The organism is Actinopolymorpha sp. B17G11, assembly GCF_040196095.1.
Lineage (GTDB): Bacteria > Actinomycetota > Actinomycetes > Propionibacteriales > Actinopolymorphaceae > Thermasporomyces.
The window spans coordinates 1-19,914 of the sequence record NZ_JBEFTW010000053.1 but is presented as its reverse complement, the minus strand read 5'-3'; the positions used below and the strand labels follow the sequence as shown (position 1 = coordinate 19,914).

22 protein-coding genes are annotated in these 19,914 nt (G+C 66.8%); 9 read left to right on the top strand and 13 right to left on the bottom strand.

Features of this window, described 5'->3' with window-relative positions; translation table 11 throughout:
* Positions 1-44 precede the first annotated feature (44 nt).
* Positions 45-419: a MerR family transcriptional regulator gene (locus tag ABN028_RS32575; RefSeq protein WP_349699267.1), complete on the top strand. Its 375-nt coding sequence runs from the start codon at positions 45-47 to the stop codon at positions 417-419.
* Between the two features lie 20 nt (positions 420-439).
* Positions 440-769 carry a YnfA family protein gene (locus ABN028_RS32570; protein WP_502879234.1) on the top strand — a complete coding sequence of 110 codons (330 nt, stop codon included), beginning with the start codon at positions 440-442 and terminating at the stop codon, positions 767-769.
* A gap of 26 nt (positions 770-795) precedes the next feature.
* On the opposite strand, the gene ABN028_RS32565 is transcribed toward ABN028_RS32570, so the two are convergent.
* The 3 genes from ABN028_RS32565 to ABN028_RS32555 are packed head-to-tail and all read right to left on the bottom strand — an operon-like array spanning position 796 to position 3,754.
* Positions 796-1,563: an ABC transporter ATP-binding protein gene (locus ABN028_RS32565; protein WP_349331255.1), complete on the bottom strand. Its 768-nt coding sequence runs from the start codon at positions 1,561-1,563 to the stop codon at positions 796-798.
* A 2-nt stretch (positions 1,564-1,565) separates the two neighbouring features.
* Complete coding sequence (locus tag ABN028_RS32560) at positions 1,566-2,696, bottom strand: FecCD family ABC transporter permease (protein ID WP_349699265.1); 1,131 nt, start codon at positions 2,694-2,696, stop codon at positions 1,566-1,568.
* Positions 2,693-3,754, bottom strand: a complete 1,062-nt coding sequence (locus ABN028_RS32555; RefSeq protein ID WP_349699264.1) for a FecCD family ABC transporter permease — start codon at positions 3,752-3,754, stop codon at positions 2,693-2,695. The genes ABN028_RS32560 and ABN028_RS32555 overlap by 4 nt, the downstream gene beginning before the upstream one ends.
* A 146-nt stretch (positions 3,755-3,900) precedes the next feature.
* Between ABN028_RS32555 and ABN028_RS32550 the strand changes: the two genes are divergently transcribed.
* The 3 genes from ABN028_RS32550 to bfr are packed head-to-tail and all read left to right on the top strand — an operon-like array spanning position 3,901 to position 5,589.
* Positions 3,901-4,917: an ABC transporter substrate-binding protein gene (locus ABN028_RS32550; protein ID WP_349699263.1), complete on the top strand. Its 1,017-nt coding sequence runs from the start codon at positions 3,901-3,903 to the stop codon at positions 4,915-4,917.
* Positions 4,914-5,114, top strand: a complete 201-nt coding sequence (locus ABN028_RS32545; RefSeq protein WP_349699262.1) for a (2Fe-2S)-binding protein — start codon at positions 4,914-4,916, stop codon at positions 5,112-5,114. Before ABN028_RS32550 ends, ABN028_RS32545 begins: the two co-directional genes overlap by 4 nt.
* A 7-nt stretch (positions 5,115-5,121) precedes the next feature.
* A complete protein-coding gene (gene bfr / locus ABN028_RS32540) occupies positions 5,122-5,589 on the top strand; it encodes a bacterioferritin (protein ID WP_349331260.1) in 468 nt (155 codons plus the stop codon).
* 38 nt (positions 5,590-5,627) lie between these two features.
* On the opposite strand, the gene ABN028_RS32535 is transcribed toward bfr, so the two are convergent.
* On the bottom strand, positions 5,628-6,275 hold the full coding sequence (locus ABN028_RS32535) for a nucleotidyltransferase domain-containing protein (protein ID WP_349331261.1): 648 nt from the start codon (positions 6,273-6,275) through the stop codon (positions 5,628-5,630).
* Between the two features lie 244 nt (positions 6,276-6,519).
* On the opposite strand from ABN028_RS32535, the gene ABN028_RS32530 reads away from it, so the two are divergent.
* The gene (locus ABN028_RS32530) at positions 6,520-7,125 is read left to right on the top strand and encodes a hypothetical protein (protein ID WP_349699261.1); all 606 of its coding nucleotides are present in this window, start codon (positions 6,520-6,522) and stop codon (positions 7,123-7,125) included.
* A 124-nt stretch (positions 7,126-7,249) separates the two neighbouring features.
* On the opposite strand, the gene ABN028_RS35580 is transcribed toward ABN028_RS32530, so the two are convergent.
* The 6 genes from ABN028_RS35580 to ABN028_RS32505 all read right to left on the bottom strand — a co-directional run bounded on the left by ABN028_RS35580 (position 7,250) and on the right by ABN028_RS32505 (position 14,682).
* Positions 7,250-7,708, bottom strand: coding sequence for a GNAT family N-acetyltransferase (locus tag ABN028_RS35580; protein ID WP_502879233.1), 459 nt, complete (start codon positions 7,706-7,708; stop codon positions 7,250-7,252).
* Positions 7,709-7,775: 67 nt separating this feature from the next.
* Positions 7,776-8,555 (bottom strand): methyltransferase, encoded by a 780-nt coding sequence (locus ABN028_RS32525; RefSeq protein ID WP_349699260.1) that lies wholly within the window; start codon positions 8,553-8,555, stop codon positions 7,776-7,778.
* A 196-nt stretch (positions 8,556-8,751) separates the two neighbouring features.
* Positions 8,752-9,486, bottom strand: a complete 735-nt coding sequence (locus ABN028_RS32520; protein ID WP_349699259.1) for a maleylpyruvate isomerase family mycothiol-dependent enzyme — start codon at positions 9,484-9,486, stop codon at positions 8,752-8,754.
* Positions 9,487-9,565: 79 nt separating this feature from the next.
* A complete protein-coding gene (locus tag ABN028_RS32515; RefSeq protein WP_349699258.1) occupies positions 9,566-10,471 on the bottom strand; it encodes an aminoglycoside phosphotransferase family protein in 906 nt (301 codons plus the stop codon).
* 54 nt (positions 10,472-10,525) lie between these two features.
* Positions 10,526-12,667: an alpha-amylase family protein gene (locus tag ABN028_RS32510; RefSeq protein ID WP_349699257.1), complete on the bottom strand. Its 2,142-nt coding sequence runs from the start codon at positions 12,665-12,667 to the stop codon at positions 10,526-10,528.
* Positions 12,664-14,682, bottom strand: coding sequence for an ABC transporter substrate-binding protein (locus ABN028_RS32505; protein WP_349699256.1), 2,019 nt, complete (start codon positions 14,680-14,682; stop codon positions 12,664-12,666). Before ABN028_RS32505 ends, ABN028_RS32510 begins: the two co-directional genes overlap by 4 nt.
* A gap of 223 nt (positions 14,683-14,905) precedes the next feature.
* Here ABN028_RS32505 and ABN028_RS32500 point away from each other — a divergent pair, with 223 nt between their 5' ends.
* Positions 14,906-15,580 (top strand): GntR family transcriptional regulator, encoded by a 675-nt coding sequence (locus ABN028_RS32500; RefSeq protein ID WP_349690310.1) that lies wholly within the window; start codon positions 14,906-14,908, stop codon positions 15,578-15,580.
* Between the two features lie 29 nt (positions 15,581-15,609).
* On the top strand, positions 15,610-16,545 hold the full coding sequence (locus tag ABN028_RS32495) for a lipid kinase (RefSeq protein WP_349331270.1): 936 nt from the start codon (positions 15,610-15,612) through the stop codon (positions 16,543-16,545).
* A 6-nt stretch (positions 16,546-16,551) separates the two neighbouring features.
* Here the strand turns inward: ABN028_RS32495 and ABN028_RS32490 are convergent, their stop codons facing one another.
* The 3 genes from ABN028_RS32490 to ABN028_RS32480 all read right to left on the bottom strand — a co-directional run bounded on the left by ABN028_RS32490 (position 16,552) and on the right by ABN028_RS32480 (position 18,526).
* Positions 16,552-16,725, bottom strand: coding sequence for a hypothetical protein (locus ABN028_RS32490; protein WP_349331271.1), 174 nt, complete (start codon positions 16,723-16,725; stop codon positions 16,552-16,554).
* Positions 16,726-17,300: 575 nt separating this feature from the next.
* Entirely contained in the window at positions 17,301-18,077 is a 777-nt protein-coding gene (locus tag ABN028_RS32485; protein ID WP_349331272.1) for a hypothetical protein, read from the bottom strand.
* A gap of 317 nt (positions 18,078-18,394) precedes the next feature.
* Complete coding sequence (locus ABN028_RS32480; protein WP_349331273.1) at positions 18,395-18,526, bottom strand: hypothetical protein; 132 nt, start codon at positions 18,524-18,526, stop codon at positions 18,395-18,397.
* Between the two features lie 358 nt (positions 18,527-18,884).
* Between ABN028_RS32480 and ABN028_RS32475 the strand changes: the two genes are divergently transcribed.
* A partial coding sequence (locus tag ABN028_RS32475) for a HAMP domain-containing protein (RefSeq protein ID WP_349699255.1) occupies positions 18,885-19,914 on the top strand: 1,030 nt, incomplete at its 3' end.

Sequence of the window (19,914 nt, the reverse complement as noted above, 5' to 3'; positions counted from 1 at the left end):
ACGACCGTAGACTCTGGACCCATGTCCAGGGTCAAGGGTCTGCGATGAAGATCGGTGAGGTTGCCCGGCGTGCCGGAGTCACGATCGACACGATCCGGTTCTACGAACGACGCGGCGTGCTGTCGGCGCCAGCCCGCCGCCCGTCGGGGTATCGCGAGTACGGCGAGGACACGGTGGGGCGTATCCAGTTGGCGAGACGGATGAAGTCGTTAGGGCTTTCGCTCGACGAGATCATCGACGCGCTCGCCGCGCATGACGCCGGTCCGGTGACGTGTGAGTCGGAGCGTTGGCGGTTGGATGCCGCACTCGATCGGGTCGATGCGCGGATCGCGGAGTTGAAGGCGTTGCGAAAAGAGATCGTCTCCGCCCGAACGGCGTGCGAGCAGGGGAGCTGCACGTTCGTCACGGGCGGCGCGTGAGGAGACTGGCGCCCGTGAGTATGACGAAGTCTTTGCTGCTGTTCGTCGCCGCAGCCGTTGCCGAGATCGGCGGCGCTTGGCTGGTCTGGCAGGGAGTCCGCGAGCACAAGGGGTGGATCTGGGTCGGCGCCGGCGTCCTCGCGCTGGGCCTCTACGGATTCGTCGCGACGCTGCAGCCGGACGCGCACTTCGGCCGCATCCTGGCTGCGTACGGCGGGGTGTTCGTGGCCGGGTCGCTGGCCTGGGGCGTGGCCGTGGACGGGTTCCGACCGGACCGGTACGACGTCGCCGGAGCTCTCATCTGCCTGGTCGGGGTCGCGGTCATCATGTACTCCCCGCGAGTGGCCTGAGCTTCCCCAGCCGGGCCGCCCGCGGCTCAGGTGTGGCGAGTCGGCACGACCGCGGGCGCCCCGTCGATCTCGACGACCCGTGCCGTGAGGCCGAAGACGGCGCGCAGCAGGTCCTCGGTGAGGACGTCTCGTGGCGTGCCCTCGGCGGCGATGCGTCCGGCGTCGAGCACCACGATGTGGTCGGCGAACCGGGCGGCGAGCGTGAGGTCGTGCAGGACGCAGACGACGGTACGCCCGCCGTCGTGGGCGACGGACCGGACGACGGTCATCACGTCGACCGCGTGGGCGAGGTCGAGGTAGGTCGTCGGCTCGTCCAGCAGGAGGTACGCCGTGTCCTGGGCGAGCACCATCGCGAGCCAGGCCCGTTGGCGCTGCCCACCGGACAGTTGATCGACGGGATGGTCGGCCAGGTCGAGCAGCTCGACCCGCTGGAGTGCCTGGCGTACGGCCTCCTCGTCCGCACTGCTCCAGCGCTGGTACCACGCTCGGTGCGGGAACCGGCCCCTCCCGACCAGGTCGCCGACCGTGAGGCCTTCGGGGACCAGCGGTCCCTGCGGCAGGAGTCCGAGCCGCTTCGCGAGTTCGTTGCCGCCGGTCCGCGCGATGTCGACGCCGTCGAGGTCGACCCGGCCGGTACGCGGCCGGAGGAGCCGGGCCATGCCCCGCAACAGGGTGGACTTGCCGGACCCGTTCGGGCCAACGATCGCGGTGACCGTCCGCGCGGGGATGGTCAGGTCGACCCGGTCCACGACGAGGTGCTCGCCGTAGCCGAGGCTGAGGTCGACGACGTCCATGCTCAGCCAGCCCTCCGGATGACGGGGCGCGTGCGCGCCACGACGTACAACAGGTACGGCGCGCCGATGGCCGCGGTCAGCAGCCCCACCGGCAGTTCGGTCGCTCCGAGCCCGAGCCACGAGAAGCCCTGGCGGGCGCACACGTCCGCCCACACGACCGCCGCGGCGCCGACCGCGGCGCTCGTGAAGACCGGCGGATGGGGAAGCCGCGCGGTGCGCTGGGCAAGCTGCGGCGCGCCGAGGGCAACGAACGCGATCGCGCCCGCCGCCGAGGTGGCCGCCCCGGCGAGGACTGTCGCGAGGAGAAGGAGCACGACCCGGCTGCGGTCGACGTCGACACCGAGCCCGGCGGCGAGGTCGTCGCCGAGGGCGAGTACGTCGAGCCGGCGGTTGAGGACCACCAGCGGCGGCACGACCAACACGAGCGCGCACAGGACGCCGATCGAGCGCGCCCAGGTCGCGGCGTGCAGCGATCCCGCGAGCCAGGTGATCGCCGGCCCGATTTGGGCCACGTCGCCGAGGGTCAGCAGCCAGGACACGACCGACCCGCCCGCCGCGGCGATCCCCACGCCGACGAGCACCATCCGCATCGGGTCGAGCCGCCGGCCGGCGAAGGCGAGCGCGTACAGGACCAGGCCCGACACCACCGCCCCGACAAGCGCGGCGGTGGGTAGGCCGACGGACGCCGCGAGCCCCGAGACGCCGCCCGCCGACCCGGCCAGGACGACCACACCGACCGCTGCCACGGACGCGCCGGCGTTGATGCCGAGGATGTCCGGGCTGGCCAGCGGGTTCCGGGCGACGGACTGGAGCAGCGCACCGCTCAACCCGAGCGCCGCTCCCACCAGGACGCCCGTGACGACACGCGGCAGGCGCAGCTCGAACACGATCAGCTCGGTTCCACTGTCACCCAGCCCCACCAGGGTCTGGAGCACCGTGAGCGGCGGGAGCCTGGTCTCGCCGACGCTGGCCGAGAACACGAGGCCGGCGAACGCGAGGACGATGGCCAGCGCGGCGACGGCGTACAACCGCCTGGCCGACGAATGCCCGATCCGCGGCCTGGTGTGCGGAGAGCCGGGCGGGCCGGAGGGGTCCGAGGGGCCGGGACGCTCAGACCGGGTCGCCGTGGTCACAGCGCCAGACCTCTCCGGCGTACGACCCAGATCAGGACGGGCGCACCCAGAACCCCCGCGACCACGCCGACCTGCAGCTCGCCCTGACCGGCGACGACGCGCCCGGCGACGTCGGCGCTCACGAGGACGAGCGCACCGACGAGCGATCCGGCGACGAGGGCGGGCATCCACCGGGCGCCCGTCACGGCCCGGGCGAGCTGGCCGGCGAGGAGCCCGACGAACGCGATGGGTCCGCACGCCGCGACCCCCGCGGCGGTGAGCAACGCGACGGCGGCGAGACCGGCCAGCCGGGAGCGGGTCACCGACAGTCCCATGGCCGTCGAGACGTCGTCGCCGAGGGCAAGGAGGTCGAGCGAGCGGGCGTTGACCAGCGCGATCAGGAGCCCGCCCATGGCGAACGGCAGGATCACGAGTCCCGTGTCGGGGTCTCGGCCGGAGAGTGAGCCGACCGCCCAGAACCGGTACGCGTCCAGTGACTGCGCGTCGAGCAGGACGATCCCCGACGTCAGGGCGGCGAGGAAGGCCGTCGTCGCGGCGCCGGCCACCACGAGCCGGGCGCCGCCCTCGTGCAGACTCGAGCGCGCCATGGCATAGACGGCGAGGGACGCCACCAGCGCGCCGACGATCGCCGCGTACACGCTCTGTTCGAGCGTCTCGACCAGCCGCAACCGGAGCCCGAGAACGACGCAGAACGCCGCGCCGGCACTGACCCCGAGCAGGCCCGGCTCGGCCAGTGGGTTGCGGGTGTGACCCTGCATGAGGACGCCGGCCGCACCGAGGCACGCGCCGACCAGCAGGCCGAGGACGGTCCGCGGGAAGCGGAGCGTACGGACGATCGTGTCGGCTTCCTGACCGCTGGCGGAGGTGAGCGCGTGCCAGACCTCGGCCGGGCTGGAGGCGTTGGAGCCGATCGCGAGGGAGAGCAGCGCGACCACGGGTACGAGCGCGGCGAGCAGCAGGAGCCGGCGCGAGACGCCGCCCTTTGGCGTCGCCCCGCGCCCTCCCGTGGCCCCGGTCCTTCCCGAGGCACCGCGCCTTCCCGTGGTCAGGCCGGGCATGTGGCCCCTCGCTTGCCGGAGTTAGGGTAACCTAATAGAGTCGTGCTTTAGGGAAGCCTCACCTTATTGGTGGGACGTTGATTGGCTCCACTTCGGGCCGGCAAGCGCCGGGTCCGACCGTGGAGCCTTCGCATGAAGGAGTCCGGGTGCACCGCAGGATCCTCACCGCGTTCGTCGTGGCCGCCGCTCTGCTGCTCGCCGCCTGTGGTGGAGGCGCGTCGACCTCGGACTCGACCGGCTCGTCCGGTGCATCCGGCCAGAAGGCGTCGGACGACTCCCGCGGCGCTGCCGTCACCGTCACCCACGCGATGGGGACGACGAAGATCGAGGAGCCGCCGCAGCGGATCGTCGCACTCGACTCGAGCTACGCCGACGCGGCCCTCCTGCTGGAGGCCAACCTGGTGGGCATCACGACCTACCGGTCGTACTCCACCGACCTGCCCGACTACCTCGGCGGCGCCCGTACGAAGTACGCCGGCGACGTCGTGTCGGTGGGCGAGCTCGAGGCGCCGAGCCTGGAGAAGGTCGCCGCCCTGAAGCCCGACCTCATCGTCAGCGCCAAGGTCCGCCACGAGGCGCTCTACGACCAGCTGACCGCGATCGCCCCGACGATCATGAGCGAGACCACCGGGGCGACGTTCAAGGAAAACATCCGGATGCTGGCGAAGGCCCTCGGCAAGAAGGACCTCGCCGAGGAGAAGATTCGGGCGTACGAGACGGCCGCCAAGCAGGTCGGCGACGCGGTGAAGGCGAAGGCGGGCGACCCGACCATCTCGGTGACGCGGTTCCTCGACGGACCGACCCGGCTCTACCTCAAGGACACCTACTCCGGGATCGTCCTCGACGACGCCGGACTCGCCCGGCCGAAATCGCAGGACACCACCGGCTTCGCGCTCGAGATCTCCGAAGAGAACATCCGGAAGGCCGACGCCGACAACATCTTCGTCACGACGTACGAGGACGAGAAGGGTCTTGCCGTACGAACCAAGGAGGCCTTCGCGGCCAACCCGCTCTGGAAGCCACTCGCGCCCAAGGTGACCGAGGTGTCGGACGCCACCTGGATGACCGCGGTGAGCGTGCAGGGCGCGTATTACATCCTGACCGACCTCGCGAAGGCTTTCGACGTCGAGCCTCCCGCGTTGCCGGAGGACCTTTCCTCATGATCATCTGCCACTGTGAAGTTGTGACCGACGGCGCTGTCGTCGAATCGATCAATGGTGGCGCCCGAACGCTGGCGAACGTCTGCAAATCCACCGGTGCCGGACGAGGCTGTGGCGCGTGTGTCTTCTCGCTCAAGCGACTGCTGTGCGAGCATGAGCCAAGCAGTGCGTCGCCGGAGGTGGAAGTTGCAGCCAGTTAGTCCACGCGTGGTCGAATTGCTCAACGATGCCCTGACTCTCGAACTCACCGCCACCAACACCTACTTCCTGCATGCCCGCATGTGTGATCACTGGGGCTTCGGACATCTCGGCAAGGTCTTCTACGACCTGTCGATCGAGGAGATGCGGGACGCCGACGACCTGATCCGCCGGATCCTGTTGTTCGACGGGCACCCGAACGTGCAGCGGCTCAACCCCATCCAGGTCGGCGAGTCCCCCGAGGAAGTTCTCCGGCTGGCGTACGACAGCGAGAAGGTGGCCGTCGCGCAGTTCAACGCCGGTGCACAGGAGTGCCACCAGCTCGGCGACCACGGTACGGCCGCGGAGTTCGAGGACATGGTGCGCGACGAGGAGAAGCACGTCGACCTGTTCGAGAGCCAGCTCGACGCCATCGAACATGTGGGCATCGCGCACTACCTTGCCCAGCAGATCAACCACGGCAGCTCAACCGACTAACGTCCCGTAGATCCTGCTGGGGCGGGACTTCGTACACCTCAGTTCGCCAGTTGGGTGAGCCATGGGTGGGCTGGATGCGTGAGGGTAAGCGCGTCTCGCAGCCACGTGCGTTGGCTCGTCGTGAGGATCGGTAGCAGGGCGAGAAAGTCGAGTTCATCGTGAGGCCGAAGATCGCCGGCCTCGGCTGGAGCGAGGTGCCCGCCAGCCTTGTAGAAAAGCGCGATCTCCGGGAGTGCTGTGGGTATCTGCCACGCGGACTGCTTGACAGCATGGCCGATTGGTAGTGCGACACGTGGCTCGTGGGCAAGGACCCACTCATCGGTGGAGCGCTCGTTGAGGAGGAACTCGAACTCGAACTCGGCGTTGAACCTTGCAGAGGACGAGGCCAGAGTGCTCCGGGGATGGGGAACGTGGATGTGGGCGGGCAGATCGAGGTGGCGTCCGTCCCATGGCTCGTTGGTGTCATCGGGGACGTGGGGATCGTGCGCGATCAGCTCCCAGCCGTCGAGGTGGTCGAAGACGGCACGCTGATCATCGTGGAAGACGACGATGTCGACGTCACCGTGGTCGCGAGACTGGTAGCCGAGCCAGGCGTCCACCGCCCAGCCGCCGCAGAGGAACCATGGGTGTCGGAAGCCGGCCATGAGGTCGGCGACGTACCTGACCGCTTCTGGGACGGAAGCCATGAACAGCACACCTCTCACTCGTACATCGTCGAACCGGTTGTGTTCGGCTCTTGCGTGCCAGGGAATGCATCGCACGCTCTCAGGAGTGGAGGGTCATTGTGCGGAACCTACAGATCAGCCGCCGGCGCGAGCAACGCATTTTCGACGAGGTCGAGGGAGCCCGCTTCTCGACGAGGTTTGGCCGTGTTACTCGCCCGGTGTCCGCGGGAGGGAACCACGACGTGGCGGCTGGTGTACTACGCGCGTGAGCGGGATGTCGCGGAGGCGTTGGGCGTACGTCCACCTTGCCGTGGTGGGTGCGCTGGTCACGATGGGGTGTGGCGCGGTCGACGGGGTGAGGTCTGACCCCTCCGGGGTGGAGGCGTACCAGACCCTTCCGGCCTCGGCGGACCGTGCCGCTCCATCTGGAAGGTCGGCCGGATCGACGCCAGCAGTGGAGGTCACCCGACGATGTGGAAGCGACTATGCGGAGGACTTCGACGCGGGCCTCGGCGCTCGGACGGTTGGTGCCGGGCCGGTCGAGCTGGTCGCGTTCCGCGTCTCACCCGTCCCGTCGGGACACTCTCCCGCGAGGATGTTCAAGGTCATGATCCGGATCGCACCGGGGAGTCAGGCGACGCTTCGCACCGTCACGGCGGGCACATCCCTGGCCTACGACCGGGCCCGGTTCGCGAAGGACAACATCTACAGCCTGTCTGACGGAGAACCAGCCGTACGGTTCGTGGGCTGCCGGGATCGCTCCGCGGTGTTCAACGGAGGGATCCTGACCACCGGGCCCCGCACGGTCCGGCTGGAGATCATCCACGATGACCGGCACCTTCCGGTCACAGTGCGGGCGTACGACGGCTGAACGCGGACCCGGGCCCTGCCACTCCGACGGCTGGTGATCTACGAGCACCCGGAGTGAGCAGATCAAAGGTTGCGAACCTCTCCTTGGAGGGGGAGGTCGAACCACATCAGCTCGGCTGGCCCTACTACGGTCGTTCCGACCTCAGCGAAGCCAACCTGCGGTACAGCGAACGCGCAGGCGGGTTGTTCGACGGAGTGTGGGTGACAACCGCATCAAGGTCGTTGCCGACTGCCCAGTCGATCAACGTGCGGCAAAGAAGGGCCCCGACCCCTTGTCGGCGACACTCCGGAGCTATCCGCATCCGGCTGAGGTGCGCCACGCTGGTACGACCCTCGGTGAGGCCTGGTGGAACGTCGGTACCGGGAAGATCTGCGCCCACCATGCCCACCAATACCTCGCCATCTCCACGGGGTTCGACAGCCACCCAGAACGCGAGGTAGCACTCCTCGATGCGTTCCAGATCCGTGAACCATCCGGGCGGCTCAGGGCCCTTGTGCCACGGTGGCAACACGCGATCGTGCAGCGTCCGGATATGTGGGCGGTCAGCTTCCCGATACCGACGCACGGAGATCACCTCGAGCATCCTGGCAAGCCGAGCGGGCGGCAGCAATCGAGTTTGAGGCCGGTGCAAGATGCAGCCCTCAACGCGGTCAGGTGCACGCCTCGAGAACCACGTGATTCTTGCCGGGGTGGTCGATGACTCCAAGGCCAGCAGACTCGAAATGACGCGCATATCGCCTCGCGATACTCGCGTGTATGACCGCGAAGACCTTGCCGAACTCCGCACGCTTCACCAAGCCGGCCATGAGCTGCGCCGACTCGGACGCATTGACGTGGGTCGGGACGTTACAGACCGTGAGTGGAGTCATTGGTACGCGGAGAGGATCGGGATCGCAAACCAATTCGAGCGGCACGTTGAGATCGGCGGCATTCTGCCTCGCCAGCCACATCGCCAGGCAGTCGACCTCCGTGCCCACCGCAGACTTTGCTACGGAGTTCAGCACGAGGCCAATTGCCAGCGGCCCGTATCCGGTACCTATATCTGCCACGACGTCGGCCCGATAGTTGAGTGCGACTTCGAGCAGGAGTGCGGTTCCCTCGTCGACCTGGTGTGGAGAGAAGACCCCATAGTCCGCACGCAGTCTCGCCTCGTGGGCTCCGAGTTGAGCGATGAAGCTTGCTGGTTCTGGAAGCGACTGCGCGTGGGGCGCCGTGCCTCTCAGACGCATCAGCCGACCCTGGCGCTCCGTCTCGAGGTTCCAGCCGATTCCTTCCAGAAGACGCTTCACGGCGTTGGGTCCTTGCCGCTTGTCGAGGTACCAGGAGATCTCTGCGTTCGGCTGGGCGAGGTGCGTGGCAAGCCAGGCGAGGAGCGGCACCAAACTCCGTGGCCGGTACGAAGGAAGGTGAACGTCGACGCGCGGCGCCAAGGGCGGATTCTCCTCAGGGAGCACGTCATGGAGCCCGCGGACCTCTGAGGTGAATGGCGCTGCCGCGGCCAGGTCGCTGGCAGTGAATCCGACAATCCCGTCCTCGCGGTCCACCGTCTCGGGTAAGCCGATATGCCAACAACGAACTGAAGCGCGACTCAAGGGGGACCTCCAATCTGAGCCTTGAACGGTAGCGCTAGTCCGTGGAGCTCAGGCCGCGAAGCTCCGCGACCCGGTCAGGCTGCTCGGTGGGCAGGTCGAGGCGCCGGTAGAGCCAGAGCAGTAGGTCGGTCGTCGTGCCGCTGACGGTCGCCGGACCGGCCGCGCCCGGCGCCCAGAGAAGGGCGGCGAAGGGCTCGGCCTGGGAGATCGTCCACGACGATCCGGTGTCGGTCGCGGTGAGGATGACCGGGCCGGAGAGGGATCGACCCAACCGCTTGACGTCGTCCTGGTCGGCCAGGGAACAGGTGAGGAACTCCTCGACCGCGTCGGCTGCCACCTCGGTCCGCATCGTCCATGTCGCGCCGGCGGCGTGCGCGGCGTCCCAGTGGTGCACCGCGGTTTCCTGAACCTGGTGCCTGGTGATGAACCCGATGTCGCGGCGGTCCGGGAACCAGGTCCAGACGGGCGCCGCCTGGTCCGCGCCACGGAGTGCGTCGACGAGTTCGGCGGCGCCGCGCTCGAATGTGGCGACGAGATCGTCCCGGTCCGGACGCTGCGGGCGACGGGAATCCTCGGGTGGCGCCGCCAGGCGGTCGGCGGCGATCGTACGCCAGAACCAGTGCACCTCGGTCAGGTGCCAGACCAGTGAGGCGACGTCCCAGTCTGGGCACTGCTCGACCCGGGCGTCCAGGTTGCCCCGGACCGCGTTGGCGAAGCCGTGGGAGTGGTGGGTGATCGCGGTGACGCACGCGTCTGTGGAGAGGCTCATGGCACGCACCTTAGGCAGCGACCCGGACATCGGCGCAGCTGGCGGTGGTCTGCCCGGGGTCACCTGCTCCGAGGTGGGTTCATGCCAAGAGTGTCGCGACCCGTTCGGCGATTTGGACAGTCCCGGGTCGTGCGGGACGGGGAGCCGTGCGCTTCCAGCAGGCGTGGAGCAGGGCGCGCGCCTGCGTCCAACGGACCACGCGGTCTCGGTCGAGTTCAGCAGCTTCGGCGAAGATCGCCAACCGGCGACGGAGATTGGCGCAGAGATCGTCAGCGGCCAGCTGACGCTGAAAGCCGCCGATCGCCACGCTCACCGCGTCGTTCGCCGGGTCACCCGCAAACCCCTTGGGATCGATGGCCAGCCAGGGTTCGCGCGTCGCTCGTACGACGTTCTTGTAGTGCAGGTCTCCGTGGACGAGCGTGTCCGGTTGCTCGCGACCGAGCTCCTGGATGGTGCCGATTGCCGCGTCGACGACCTGGCGCGGCACGTTGTCGGAAAGCGCGTCGTACGCATCGAGGAGCTGGAGCTCCTGCGCCTCCGCGCGTTCGCTGAGCCGTGGAACCTCCGGTGGGGCTGGGATCGCGAGCCGGCGGGTAAGGCGTCCGCACACGGCTGCGGCCTCGTCGTCATCGTCGAGATCGACCAAGGTGCTGTGCTCGACCCGCTCGAGGAGCATGGCGAATCGCGCATCGTCACGCTCGAACAGCAACACCGCCCCGCGGCCCGACCACAAGGCGAAGGCCGTCGGCTCGTGGACGTTGCCGGGGTGGGGAAAGGAGACCTTCAGGACCGCGGGAGAGCTGTCGCGACGCTGCACAGGTACGACGATCCCGACCCTGCCGTGCATCACCGGTCCAGCAGGCGTACACGTCCAACGCCCGAGGAGTTCCTTGACGAGGCTGGGCAGCGAGGCGATCCAGCGCGCACCTTCCACACCTTCGCGATCGATGATCTCGCGTGCAAACCCAGGAGGCACGTCGATCATCGAAGCAGCCTAGTGGCTTCGCACCAGCGTCCCGCCGCCACGTGACCTTCCTTGTCATGCGAGGTCGAGGGCGACCACCTCGTGGTCGGTGATGCCCGCGACGGCCACCTCGGCAACGCCGTCGGACACCTGCACCTGCGCGGACGTGTCCGCCCGCAACAGGTGTGCCCGGCCGACCCGAGCCCCAGCGGGCAGGACCACCCGCACCCGCTGCTCCCCGAGGGGGACCAGTTCGCGGAACGCCCCTCGCATCAGCATCGGGTTGGTGAGGTTGACGAGGTGGACTGTCAGCGATGTGGGCTGCCGCCAGACGGTGACGTCGACGATGCCCTGACCGGTGACCGTGACCGGGTGTTCCTCGCGCGTCGCCCACGCGACCGCGTTGCGCAGGAGCCGGCCATGGTCGGGATCCAGCACCTCCCAGAACGTCCGTTCGATGTCCCAGGGGAAGTAGACGACCCGCCCGGCCCCGACCTCGCGAAGAAGGACCGAACGCTCCCCAGCATCGGACTCAGACTCGATTTCGCGAGGATAGACCTCTTCCATGGGCAGGTCGGGGTGGGACGGGACGAAGGTCAACGGACGCGGCGACGACTCGTCCAGTACCTCCACAGGCACCCGACCGACCCCATGGATGATGCGCGAGGCGTCGTCGAGTCCTTCGAGAAGTGCGTGCCGCCGGCCGGTACGCGGATCCTCCCGCAGCCGGATGTAGGCGTTCCTGATGCCCGTCTCGGTGTCCCTGGCCGGGGCGACGCCGAACAGATCCTCCAAGCCGAAGCGGGTACGCCGAACACCCCACTCGTCGTACAACGAGGTCTCGTGTGTGGCGACCACACTGCCTCCACGGGCGACGAACTCGCGGATCTGGTCGCACTGGGCGTCCGAGAGCGCGGCGATGTTGGGCAGCACGATCGTCGAGAAGCTGTCGAGCACGTCGGGAGTCAGCATCCCGTCGTGCACCATCTCGAACGGAATTCTTCCTTCGAGCAGCGCTTGGTAGACGCCGGAAATGTGATCCTCGACCTTGAGGCGTGCCGCCCCGCCACCGTAGAACTTCGCGGTCTGCTGCGAGTAGGCGACGGCCACCCGGGCAAGAGGCACCTGATCGCAGAAATAGCGTTCCCATCTGTGGTGCCACCGGTAGAGGTCCTCGACCACCTTCAGCCAGCGGCCGTCGTGTATCACGCCGGCGAATTTCGTGAACCACGGGCGCATGCCGTTGGCGACGCTCTCCGCCACCCAGATGCGAATCTCGTCGCCGCTCTGTGTCGAGTCCTTCCAACGGTGGGTACCTTCCAGGCCGACACTGAAGATCCCGCCGATCGGCTTGTCTCTCATGGTGGCGCGGTATTCCTTGGCGTTCTTTCCAGCCGCCCAGGGTGTGACGATGCCGGAACGCCCTTGTTTGTCTGCGAAGGCAGTGTCGGCGACTCGGGCGAACTCGCTCATGTCGAGGTCGCTCAGGGCGCCGCCACCAGAGTTGGGAATGAACCGCGCATCAGGATTCGCCGCACGGATCGCGGTGTCCCACTGCCGGCACAGCGCAAAGAGGCGTTGCTGCCGCCAGACGATGTACGCCTTGCGGGCTGGATCCTGTGGGTCATCCGTCCGGGGAAGATCCATTCCAGCAGAGTCTCGGAAGTTGCGCTGGCAGTGCTCGCAGTAACACATGCCAGATCCGGTCCACCGGTTGCTGAAGATGCCGACGACGTCGTAACGAGCCATGATCTCGGCGTTCACGTCGGGCATGTACGTGAAGTTGTACGGCCCCAGCGCGCAGGTCACCCACGCGTCGGGCGTCGACCAGTGGCCGCGCTTGTCACCGTTGGCGTCGACGGCGATCCAGTCCGGGTGTGCGTCGAGGACCGGCTGATGCACCGCGTGCGGGTCTGTACGCGCGAGCACCGCCATTCCCCTGGCCCTGCAGCCCGCGACGAGTTCGCCGAACGGGTCCCCGCCGTTCATCCACCGGCTGCGATGGTGCAGCGGAACGTCGGTCGGGTAGTAGGCGACGTATCCGCCCGCGCTCAGGCAGACAGCATCACACTTGGTGCGTTCGAAGTAGTCGAGCCAGAAGTCGACGTCGTACTTCACCGGGTCGTCTTCGACAAGCGTGAGTTGCCCCCACCGCATCACCCGATCGAACCACATCCGACGGCGCCCTTCTCCCGCGCCGGGCGAGGGCTGCCTCATGTGCTGATGAAGAACTGTTCGGGGTTGCACGGTGCGGGGTTCGGATAGATGTAGGAGGCCGGCATGTGCTTCGGAACGTTGTGGAAGTTGTTGCGGACGACGCCGTAGCCATCCCCTGGAATGCTGATGCCGATGACATAGAACTCGTCCGCGGCGATCTCGAGGATCTGCTTCATGAGAGTCTTCCGTGTCTCCGCGTCGGCGGCGAGCTTCAGCTGGTCGTACAGCTGCATCTGCTTTCGGGCGGCGGCCGGTGGACGTTCTAGGCCCGCGGTCGCGTCGTCGCCGGAAAGGCCCTGGTACCACGCCTGCCAGGCTGAGCACCACATCGAGTTTCCGTCGAAGGGGAAGAAGTACCTCGGGTCGAGGATCACCGCCTCGCCGCTTCCGCCACCGAAGCGGTGAATGGTGGCGTCGAAGTCGGCGTTCGTCCTGACCCGCTCCTCCCACAGCGAGCGGTCCATGGCCGTGATGTTGACACTGATGCCGACGGCCTCCCACTGGGCCTTGATGAGCTGTGCCATGTCGACGAATACCGGCCGGCCGTTGTCGATGTCGAAACCGATGGTGATGCGCTTGCCGTCGGGACCCAACCTGAACTTGCCGTCACGCTCGGTGTAGCCGGCCTTGTCGAGGAGCTCGTTGGCCTTGTCGACGTCGTACTCGGTGTACTGCGTGGCGAGCTGTTCGTTGTAGTGCTCCGAGTCCGGCAGCGGTGCCGCCTGCCAGGGCTTTCCCTGCCGCAGCAGCACGATGTCGATGATCTCCTCGCGGTTGAGGGCGTGGGAGAGTCCGATGCGGACGTCCTTGTTCTGGAAGAACTCCCGCATGGCCGGGACCTTGTGGTTCAGGTTGAGTTGGATCACACCGGCGTTGGGTTCGGCGAAGGTTGTGGCGTAGAAGTCGTACCCGCCCTCCTTCCGCCCGCGGGCGATCACCGGCTTGTTCTCCGGGACGGCGAAGAACTGGTCCTCCATGTCGATCTCGCCGTTGACCACCATGAGGGTCAAGGTGTTGGTGCTGTCGCCCTGCATGACCCGATAGTCCAGCTTGTCGATGTACGGCAGCTGCCTGCCCCTGGGGTCGACCTTCCAGTAGTACGGGTTGCGCTCCGCGATCGCGCGACCGGATCCGCCACTGGGAGGTTCGCTGAACGTCCAGGGATGCAGCAGCGGCTGACTCTTCACGGCATAGCGCACGCTGTCGTCGTCGATCCCGCCCATGTTCTGGAACAGCTGCACCCAGTCTGACTGGTTGTGCTCCTTGACGAGTTCATCGACGGTGTCGTTGTACTTCGGGTGGAACTCGCTGAGGTAGTGCTTGGCGTATCTCACCGGCGCGTCGCCGCCTGGCTGGGCAAGTTTCTGGAGGAAGAGCCCATGTGCCTTGGGGAACTCGAACACGACGGTGTGGTCGTCCACCTTCTTCACGCTGCCGAGCTCACCCTCGATGAGCATCCAGCTCGGCGGCACCGGAGTGAGTTCCTTGTTGAGAACGACATCCTCGTACCAGAACAACACGTCGTCGGCGGTGAACGGCTTCCCGTCCGACCACCGCATGCCGTCGCGGAGCTTGAACGTGTACGACGTGCCGCCTCCGCCGATCTCGAAGGACTCGGCCACGTTGGGAATGGGAAGGGGCTTCCAGTCAGGCGTCCAGCGCACCAGACCCTCGTATCCCTGGAACCGGTTCAGCTGGGAGAAGGAGCCGGAGCCGCCCGTGAGGCCCATGTGCCATGACCCGCCGTACGTACCAAGTCGGTCGACCGGTTCGACCACCATCGGACTGGTGGGTAGGCGTTCCGCAAGGGGTGGGAGATCGCCACTCTTGACGAGACTGGCCAGGCTCGGCGCCTCCTTGTCCTTCAGCTGGCCACCGCCGCCGCCCTTCTGCTGGGGCTTGGTGGAGAGCGCGTCGCATGCCGGGAGGGAGGTCAGCGCGAGGACTCCCAGCGCACCCGCTTCGACGAGACGCCGCCGGCTGAGACGGTGGCGGGCGATGTTCTTCTCGCTCACGACGTGACTCCTGACTCTCCGACACGGCCGGTCGACATGAGCCGGCCGTCGCCGGAAGGGGGTGAACGCTACCGATAGTTTGGGCCGCGTATCGCCACGGAACGTACTGTCCGTACACTTGTCTGTCAAGTACGCAGGGCAGACACTGGGGAACCCTAGAGCACGCCGGGTAGGTGGTGCGCTGTCGCTGCCGGAACTGGCCCGGGAGAGTCCAGGAGGGCGCATGAAGGAGACACTCCGGACCGTGACGGTGGTCGACGCCGTCTGCGACGCGATCCGGGAACGCATCCTGACCGGAGAGCTGGGTCCGGAGGAGGTGCTCTACGAGCAGGCCACAGCCGAGCTCTACGGCGTTGCGCGCCCCACGGCCAAGGCCGCGATCGACCGACTGGTGAACACCGGTCTGCTCCGCCGGTCGGCCAACAAGTCGGCACGTGTTCCGCGGCTCACCGAGTCCGACGTTCACGATCTCTACTTCAGCCGGCTCGTCATCGAGAGCATGGCGGTCTCCCACCTCGCGTCCGAGGGCCTGCGGCCGGAGAAGGCCAGGAAGGCACTGCGTGAGTTCGACCTGGCCGTGAAGGAAGGATCGGTCGAGGGGATCATTCGTTCCGACATTGCGTTCCACTACGCCTTCGTCGAACAGCTAGACAGTCCACGGGTGCTCCGCATGTATGACTCGATCATCGGCGAGGCACACCTGTGCATGGTCGTGAAACAGACGCACCAGCTGCTCGGTCCGAAGGCGATCGCCAAGGAACACAGGGAGATCTACGACGCGGTCGTGGCCGGCGATGCGCAGGTGGCTCAGGCGAAGCTGTCTGCGCACCTTCACCGGTCCGAGCATGTCATCCGGTCGCATTTCCGGGAAAGTGCGAACCCCACGTCGGCGTCGTGACTCGTTGCTCGACCATCTAACCTGGTCGAATGGTGGCTGGCCGGCGGATCGCGCGCGCTGCACTCGTGGTCAACGCGAGCTCACGCACGGGTACGGAGGCGTTTGAATTCGCCCGGCAGAAGCTGCGTGACCTCCGCGTGCCGCTCGCAGAGTGCTATCAGGTCACTGATGCCGCTCGACTTCCGGAAGTCTTCGAGGACATCGTGGACCGCCATGACGTCGTCATTGTCGGCGGCGGGGACGGCACACTGAGCACTGCTGTGGATCATCTCGCCCATCGCGACGTCGCCCTCGGGGTTCTTCCTCTCGGTACGGCGAACGACTTCGCCCGAACCCTGCAGATTCCCGCCGATCTCGCAGCGGCGTGCACGACGATTGCCGACGGCAAGGTGGTCGACATCGACCTCGGCCGGATCGGTGACAACTGCTTTGTCAACGTCGCGTCGGTGGGCTTGTCCGTCGGCGTCACGAAAGCGCTCAGCCCCACCTTGAAGCGGCGGCTTGGGCCACTGGCGTACCCGATCGCTGCGATGCGCGCCTACCGCAAGCACGAGCCCTTCAGCGCACGGCTGGAGTTTCCGGACGGCGACCAGGACAGCATCGACCTCGACAGCCTGCTCCAGGTGGCGATCGGCAACGGCCGGCACTACGGCGGAGGAAACGTCGTGTCTCCCACGGCGGGCATCGATGATCACATCCTCGACGTGTACGCGATCCGCAAGGGCAGGTTGCGCGACCACACCAGCATCGCGAGGTTCCTACGTGACGGCACATTCGTCGAACACGAGAACGTCCTCCACCTGACCACCCGCACGGTGTCGTTGCACGCCGATCCGGAACAGCCGATCAACGTGGACGGCGAGGTGGTGACCTCGACGCCGAAGATGTTCGCCGTGGACCGCAACGCGCTCGTCGTCCTCGTACCGCAGGGTTCGACAGCCGCGCACCTCGACGCACCGCGATGAGGTGGGTCACTCGGGTTGGTCGGGCTCGGGGCGGCGGTCGGACCGCCGCCTCCCCTTGCGGTCGTCGATGACGAGAAGCTTGGTGCCCTTGTTCTGCCGTCGGGTGAGGCCTTCTGATCGGTGGTGGACATATTTCGGGTCCATGCGGAACTTCTTGATCTTCGTCTTTGCCGGGCGCATCTCAGACCTGCCCACAGAGCGTGGGCAGGCCGGACCGCCGCGCGTACGTACGCACGGTCGAGGTCTCCCTGGAGTGTCAGGAGGGAACGGAATCCCTCCGGCACTGGCGAGATCAGCGCGGCAGGTTCTGCGGGACGAGACTGAGCCGGGAGCGTCCTACAAGAAGATCGCCTATGAATGAAGGCGGAAGCCTGTCGGTTTGACACCACACCGGAGGGTGAGATGGACCGCCGAGGCTGTCATGAGGGAACTCTTTCCTGTGCGAGTGGACGATGACAGTGGGCGCAGGCGATACCTCGCGCCCTGCACGCGCGGACAGCGACGCTGGAAGGCGTCGTGGCGCGGATCAGGTCAGCGGCAGGAAGCCGCGGGGGAGAACGCAGAACAACCGACTCGCATGGTTTCTGGTCTCCTCTCGCACTCGTACGTGAATGAGTCGCGTCATGGTCTCAACCGGCAGATTCGAGCGTCAAGGAAATATCGGTTGGCGGCGTGTACGTCCCTGCGCAGTACGTCCCGGAGACGCCGGCCGCTTGCGCCACTCTGCCCGATTCGCTGCGCTGGCTCTGGCCTGATCAGTGCGGAAGCATGATCCCATTCGAGTAGGCGACCCCGTGGATCGTGACGGGGTTACCTGACACGTGATTCACCGTCACACCGGCACGCAACATCGCCCCGCAGGAGGGCGCGAGGTTCACCCGCACATCGATGAGGGTCAGGTTGCGTTTGATGTGATGCAGGTTGCCCGTGATCCGCTGAGTCGTCGTCACCTCCCGGCGGGCACCACAGGGCCTTCCGCTGCCGTTGACCGGGACCGCCCACAACGTCAGCCTGACGGTGGCATCACCGCCCGGGTAGTAGCCGTATTCCCTGCTGAGCTCGACGTCGGCCAGGACGTTCGCGAACTGTGCGGCGACAACCGGCACCAGTTCGTCGAGCACGGTGACACTCGTGCGGATGACATTGCACTGCGGAATTTCCGGGTCGCGGACGCGGGTGACGCACGTCTCTCCCGGGTCGGCCCACTGCATCGAAAGCAGAGGTGCGCGTATCATCGACAGAACTGTCAGCCCTGGATCCAGCGTAATCCTCGCGACCGCGGGGTTGAGCAGGGTGGCTGCCCGGCCCCGCAACTCACAGGTAAAGGTACCGTTCTTGGGAACCGTGAGTAGCCAGCGGCCGGTCTCACTCTCGACGCCGTACGCCTTGCCGCTGAGGTTGCGTGCCGTCCACGGTGAACCCCCGGCTCCGGCACAGATGACTCTGGCCTCCATCAGGGGTGTGCGGACGATGTTGCTGCGCCCGGCGAGACGGCCGAACAGGTAGAACTTTTCTCCCGCTCGCAGCGTCATCGGCGGGAGTCGCAGAACCGGAAGCAATGGAGCGTCTTTTGCCGGCAGCACAGTACGGAGCAGTTGGCGGGTCGTGATTGCTTTCAGGCCTGAATTCACCTCCGGCACAGCGGCAGCCGCCGCTGGTGCGTGCGAACGTGGCGTGTCATCCGTTGATCGTGCACAACCGCTGAAGGAAAGGAAGAACGCCGCGACACAGACGGCAAGGATGGCCCGACGCATAGGAGAAGACCTTTGGACAATATTCGATCAGGATTATTCGAAGTCTTCCGTCGGTCCCTGGGACTAACCTCCGCTGGACGGACGTGTTCGGTTTCTCACGCGTTCGCTCCTGCTTTCCAGTGTGAGGTGACGAGGTCGCTGACCTGTTCGAAGGCGTTGATCTCGGTGGGGTTGAACCGGTTCTTCGTGAGAGCGACGCACCGGCCGGTGGCGGGAAAGCCGGTCATCTCGTCGACGAAGCCGGCCTTACTCAGGGGATGTCGGAGCGGGCGCCGCGATCGCGACAGCCGTGAGGAGAAAGAGGACAGGAAATCTCGGTCCGGATGAGGTCGGACTTGGCCACATCCTCCCGCTAGGTCCTGTGGCAGGCGTACTCCGGCGGCTGGGGTCCGTCGGGATTTTGTTCAGTTGACCCGGTTTGCAGAGGCCATCGCCGCCGGATGTCCTCTGGGATCCGGGACTTTCGGCCCTGCCTGGATGAGCAGTGCGTCATGTCTGGTCTTGTTCAGTGGCGGTGACGCCTCCCCGGTGGTGTCAACGCTGCCTTGCAGGGGACTCCGACGGCGACGCGGGACAGCGGTGACGATGAGCACAACCCGACTGGGGCGGGACAGCGGCGACCTCGGCGACGTCCGCCCGAACGGGCATGAAGGGCGCGTTGAGGGGCAGGCGCTCGAGCGTCTGCTGGCAGCGATGGAAGACTTTCGCGACGGCAACTTTCGTCGTCGCGTCACGCCGACGAATGCCGATGACCACGACGAGGACATCGCCGCCAGGCTGGCCACGGTGTTCAACGAGATCGCCGAACGAAACCAGAATCTCGTCGGCGAGCTGATGAGGGTGCGGGGCGCAGCCGGTCGCGATGGCCAGACCGCCGAACGCCTGAACCTCGACGCGCAGGGTGACGGCTGGTCGGTCGCGGAGACCGCGGTCAACGACCTGATGGAGGAACTGCAGCGGCCGACCGCCGAACTCAGCCGGGTGCTTGACGCCGCGGCCGAGGGCGACCTGTCGCAGCGAATGTCGTTCCACGTGTCCGGCCAGACCGGTGACGGCGAGTTGGACGGCCTGAGTACGACGGTCAACGGCCTGCTCGACCAGCTCTCGGTCTTCGCCTCCGAGGTGACCCGTGTCGCCAGGGAAATCGGAACGGACGGCCGGCTCGGAGGTCAGGCGCAGGTGCCGGGGGTCGCGGGGACCTGGCGTGACCTGACCGACTCGGTGAACTTCATGGCGGGGAACCTGACCGCTCAGGTGCGTGACATCTCCCAGGTCGCCAAGGCAGTCGCCCGCGGTGACCTCAGCCGCAAGATCTCCGTCGAGGTCTCGGGCGAGATGCTCGAGTTGAAGAGCACGATCAACACGATGGTCGACCAGTTGTCGTCGTTCGCCGACGAGGTGACCCGGGTCGCGCGTGAGGTCGGCAGCGATGGCGCGTTGGGTGGTCAGGCACAGGTGCCGGGGGTCGCGGGGACCTGGCGCGACCTGACCGACTCGGTGAACTTCATGGCGGCCAACCTCACCTCGCAGGTCCGCAACATCGCCCAGGTGACCACGGCCGTCGCCCGCGGCGACCTGAGTCAGAAGATCGATGTCGACGCGCGGGGAGAGATCT

Bases quoted from the DNA above. Each gene is read 5' to 3' on its own strand.
- ABN028_RS32575 (WP_349699267.1), top strand. From the start codon at position 45: ATGAAGATCGGTGAGGTTGCCCGGCGTGCCGGAGTCACGATCGACACG.
- ABN028_RS32570 (WP_502879234.1), top strand. From the start codon at position 440: ATGACGAAGTCTTTGCTGCTGTTCGTCGCCGCAGCCGTTGCCGAGATC.
- ABN028_RS32565 (WP_349331255.1), bottom strand. From the start codon at position 1,563: ATGGACGTCGTCGACCTCAGCCTCGGCTACGGCGAGCACCTCGTCGTG.
- ABN028_RS32555 (WP_349699264.1), bottom strand. From the start codon at position 3,754: ATGCCCGGCCTGACCACGGGAAGGCGCGGTGCCTCGGGAAGGACCGGG.
- ABN028_RS32545 (WP_349699262.1), top strand. From the start codon at position 4,914: ATGATCATCTGCCACTGTGAAGTTGTGACCGACGGCGCTGTCGTCGAA.
- ABN028_RS32535 (WP_349331261.1), bottom strand. From the start codon at position 6,275: ATGGCTTCCGTCCCAGAAGCGGTCAGGTACGTCGCCGACCTCATGGCC.
- ABN028_RS35580 (WP_502879233.1), bottom strand. From the start codon at position 7,708: ATGCTCGAGGTGATCTCCGTGCGTCGGTATCGGGAAGCTGACCGCCCA.
- ABN028_RS32520 (WP_349699259.1), bottom strand. From the start codon at position 9,486: ATGAGCCTCTCCACAGACGCGTGCGTCACCGCGATCACCCACCACTCC.
- ABN028_RS32515 (WP_349699258.1), bottom strand. From the start codon at position 10,471: ATGATCGACGTGCCTCCTGGGTTTGCACGCGAGATCATCGATCGCGAA.
- ABN028_RS32510 (WP_349699257.1), bottom strand. From the start codon at position 12,667: ATGAGGCAGCCCTCGCCCGGCGCGGGAGAAGGGCGCCGTCGGATGTGG.
- ABN028_RS32500 (WP_349690310.1), top strand. From the start codon at position 14,906: ATGAAGGAGACACTCCGGACCGTGACGGTGGTCGACGCCGTCTGCGAC.
- ABN028_RS32495 (WP_349331270.1), top strand. From the start codon at position 15,610: ATGGTGGCTGGCCGGCGGATCGCGCGCGCTGCACTCGTGGTCAACGCG.
- ABN028_RS32490 (WP_349331271.1), bottom strand. From the start codon at position 16,725: ATGCGCCCGGCAAAGACGAAGATCAAGAAGTTCCGCATGGACCCGAAA.
- ABN028_RS32485 (WP_349331272.1), bottom strand. From the start codon at position 18,077: ATGACGCTGCGAGCGGGAGAAAAGTTCTACCTGTTCGGCCGTCTCGCC.
- ABN028_RS32480 (WP_349331273.1), bottom strand. From the start codon at position 18,526: ATGACCGGCTTTCCCGCCACCGGCCGGTGCGTCGCTCTCACGAAGAAC.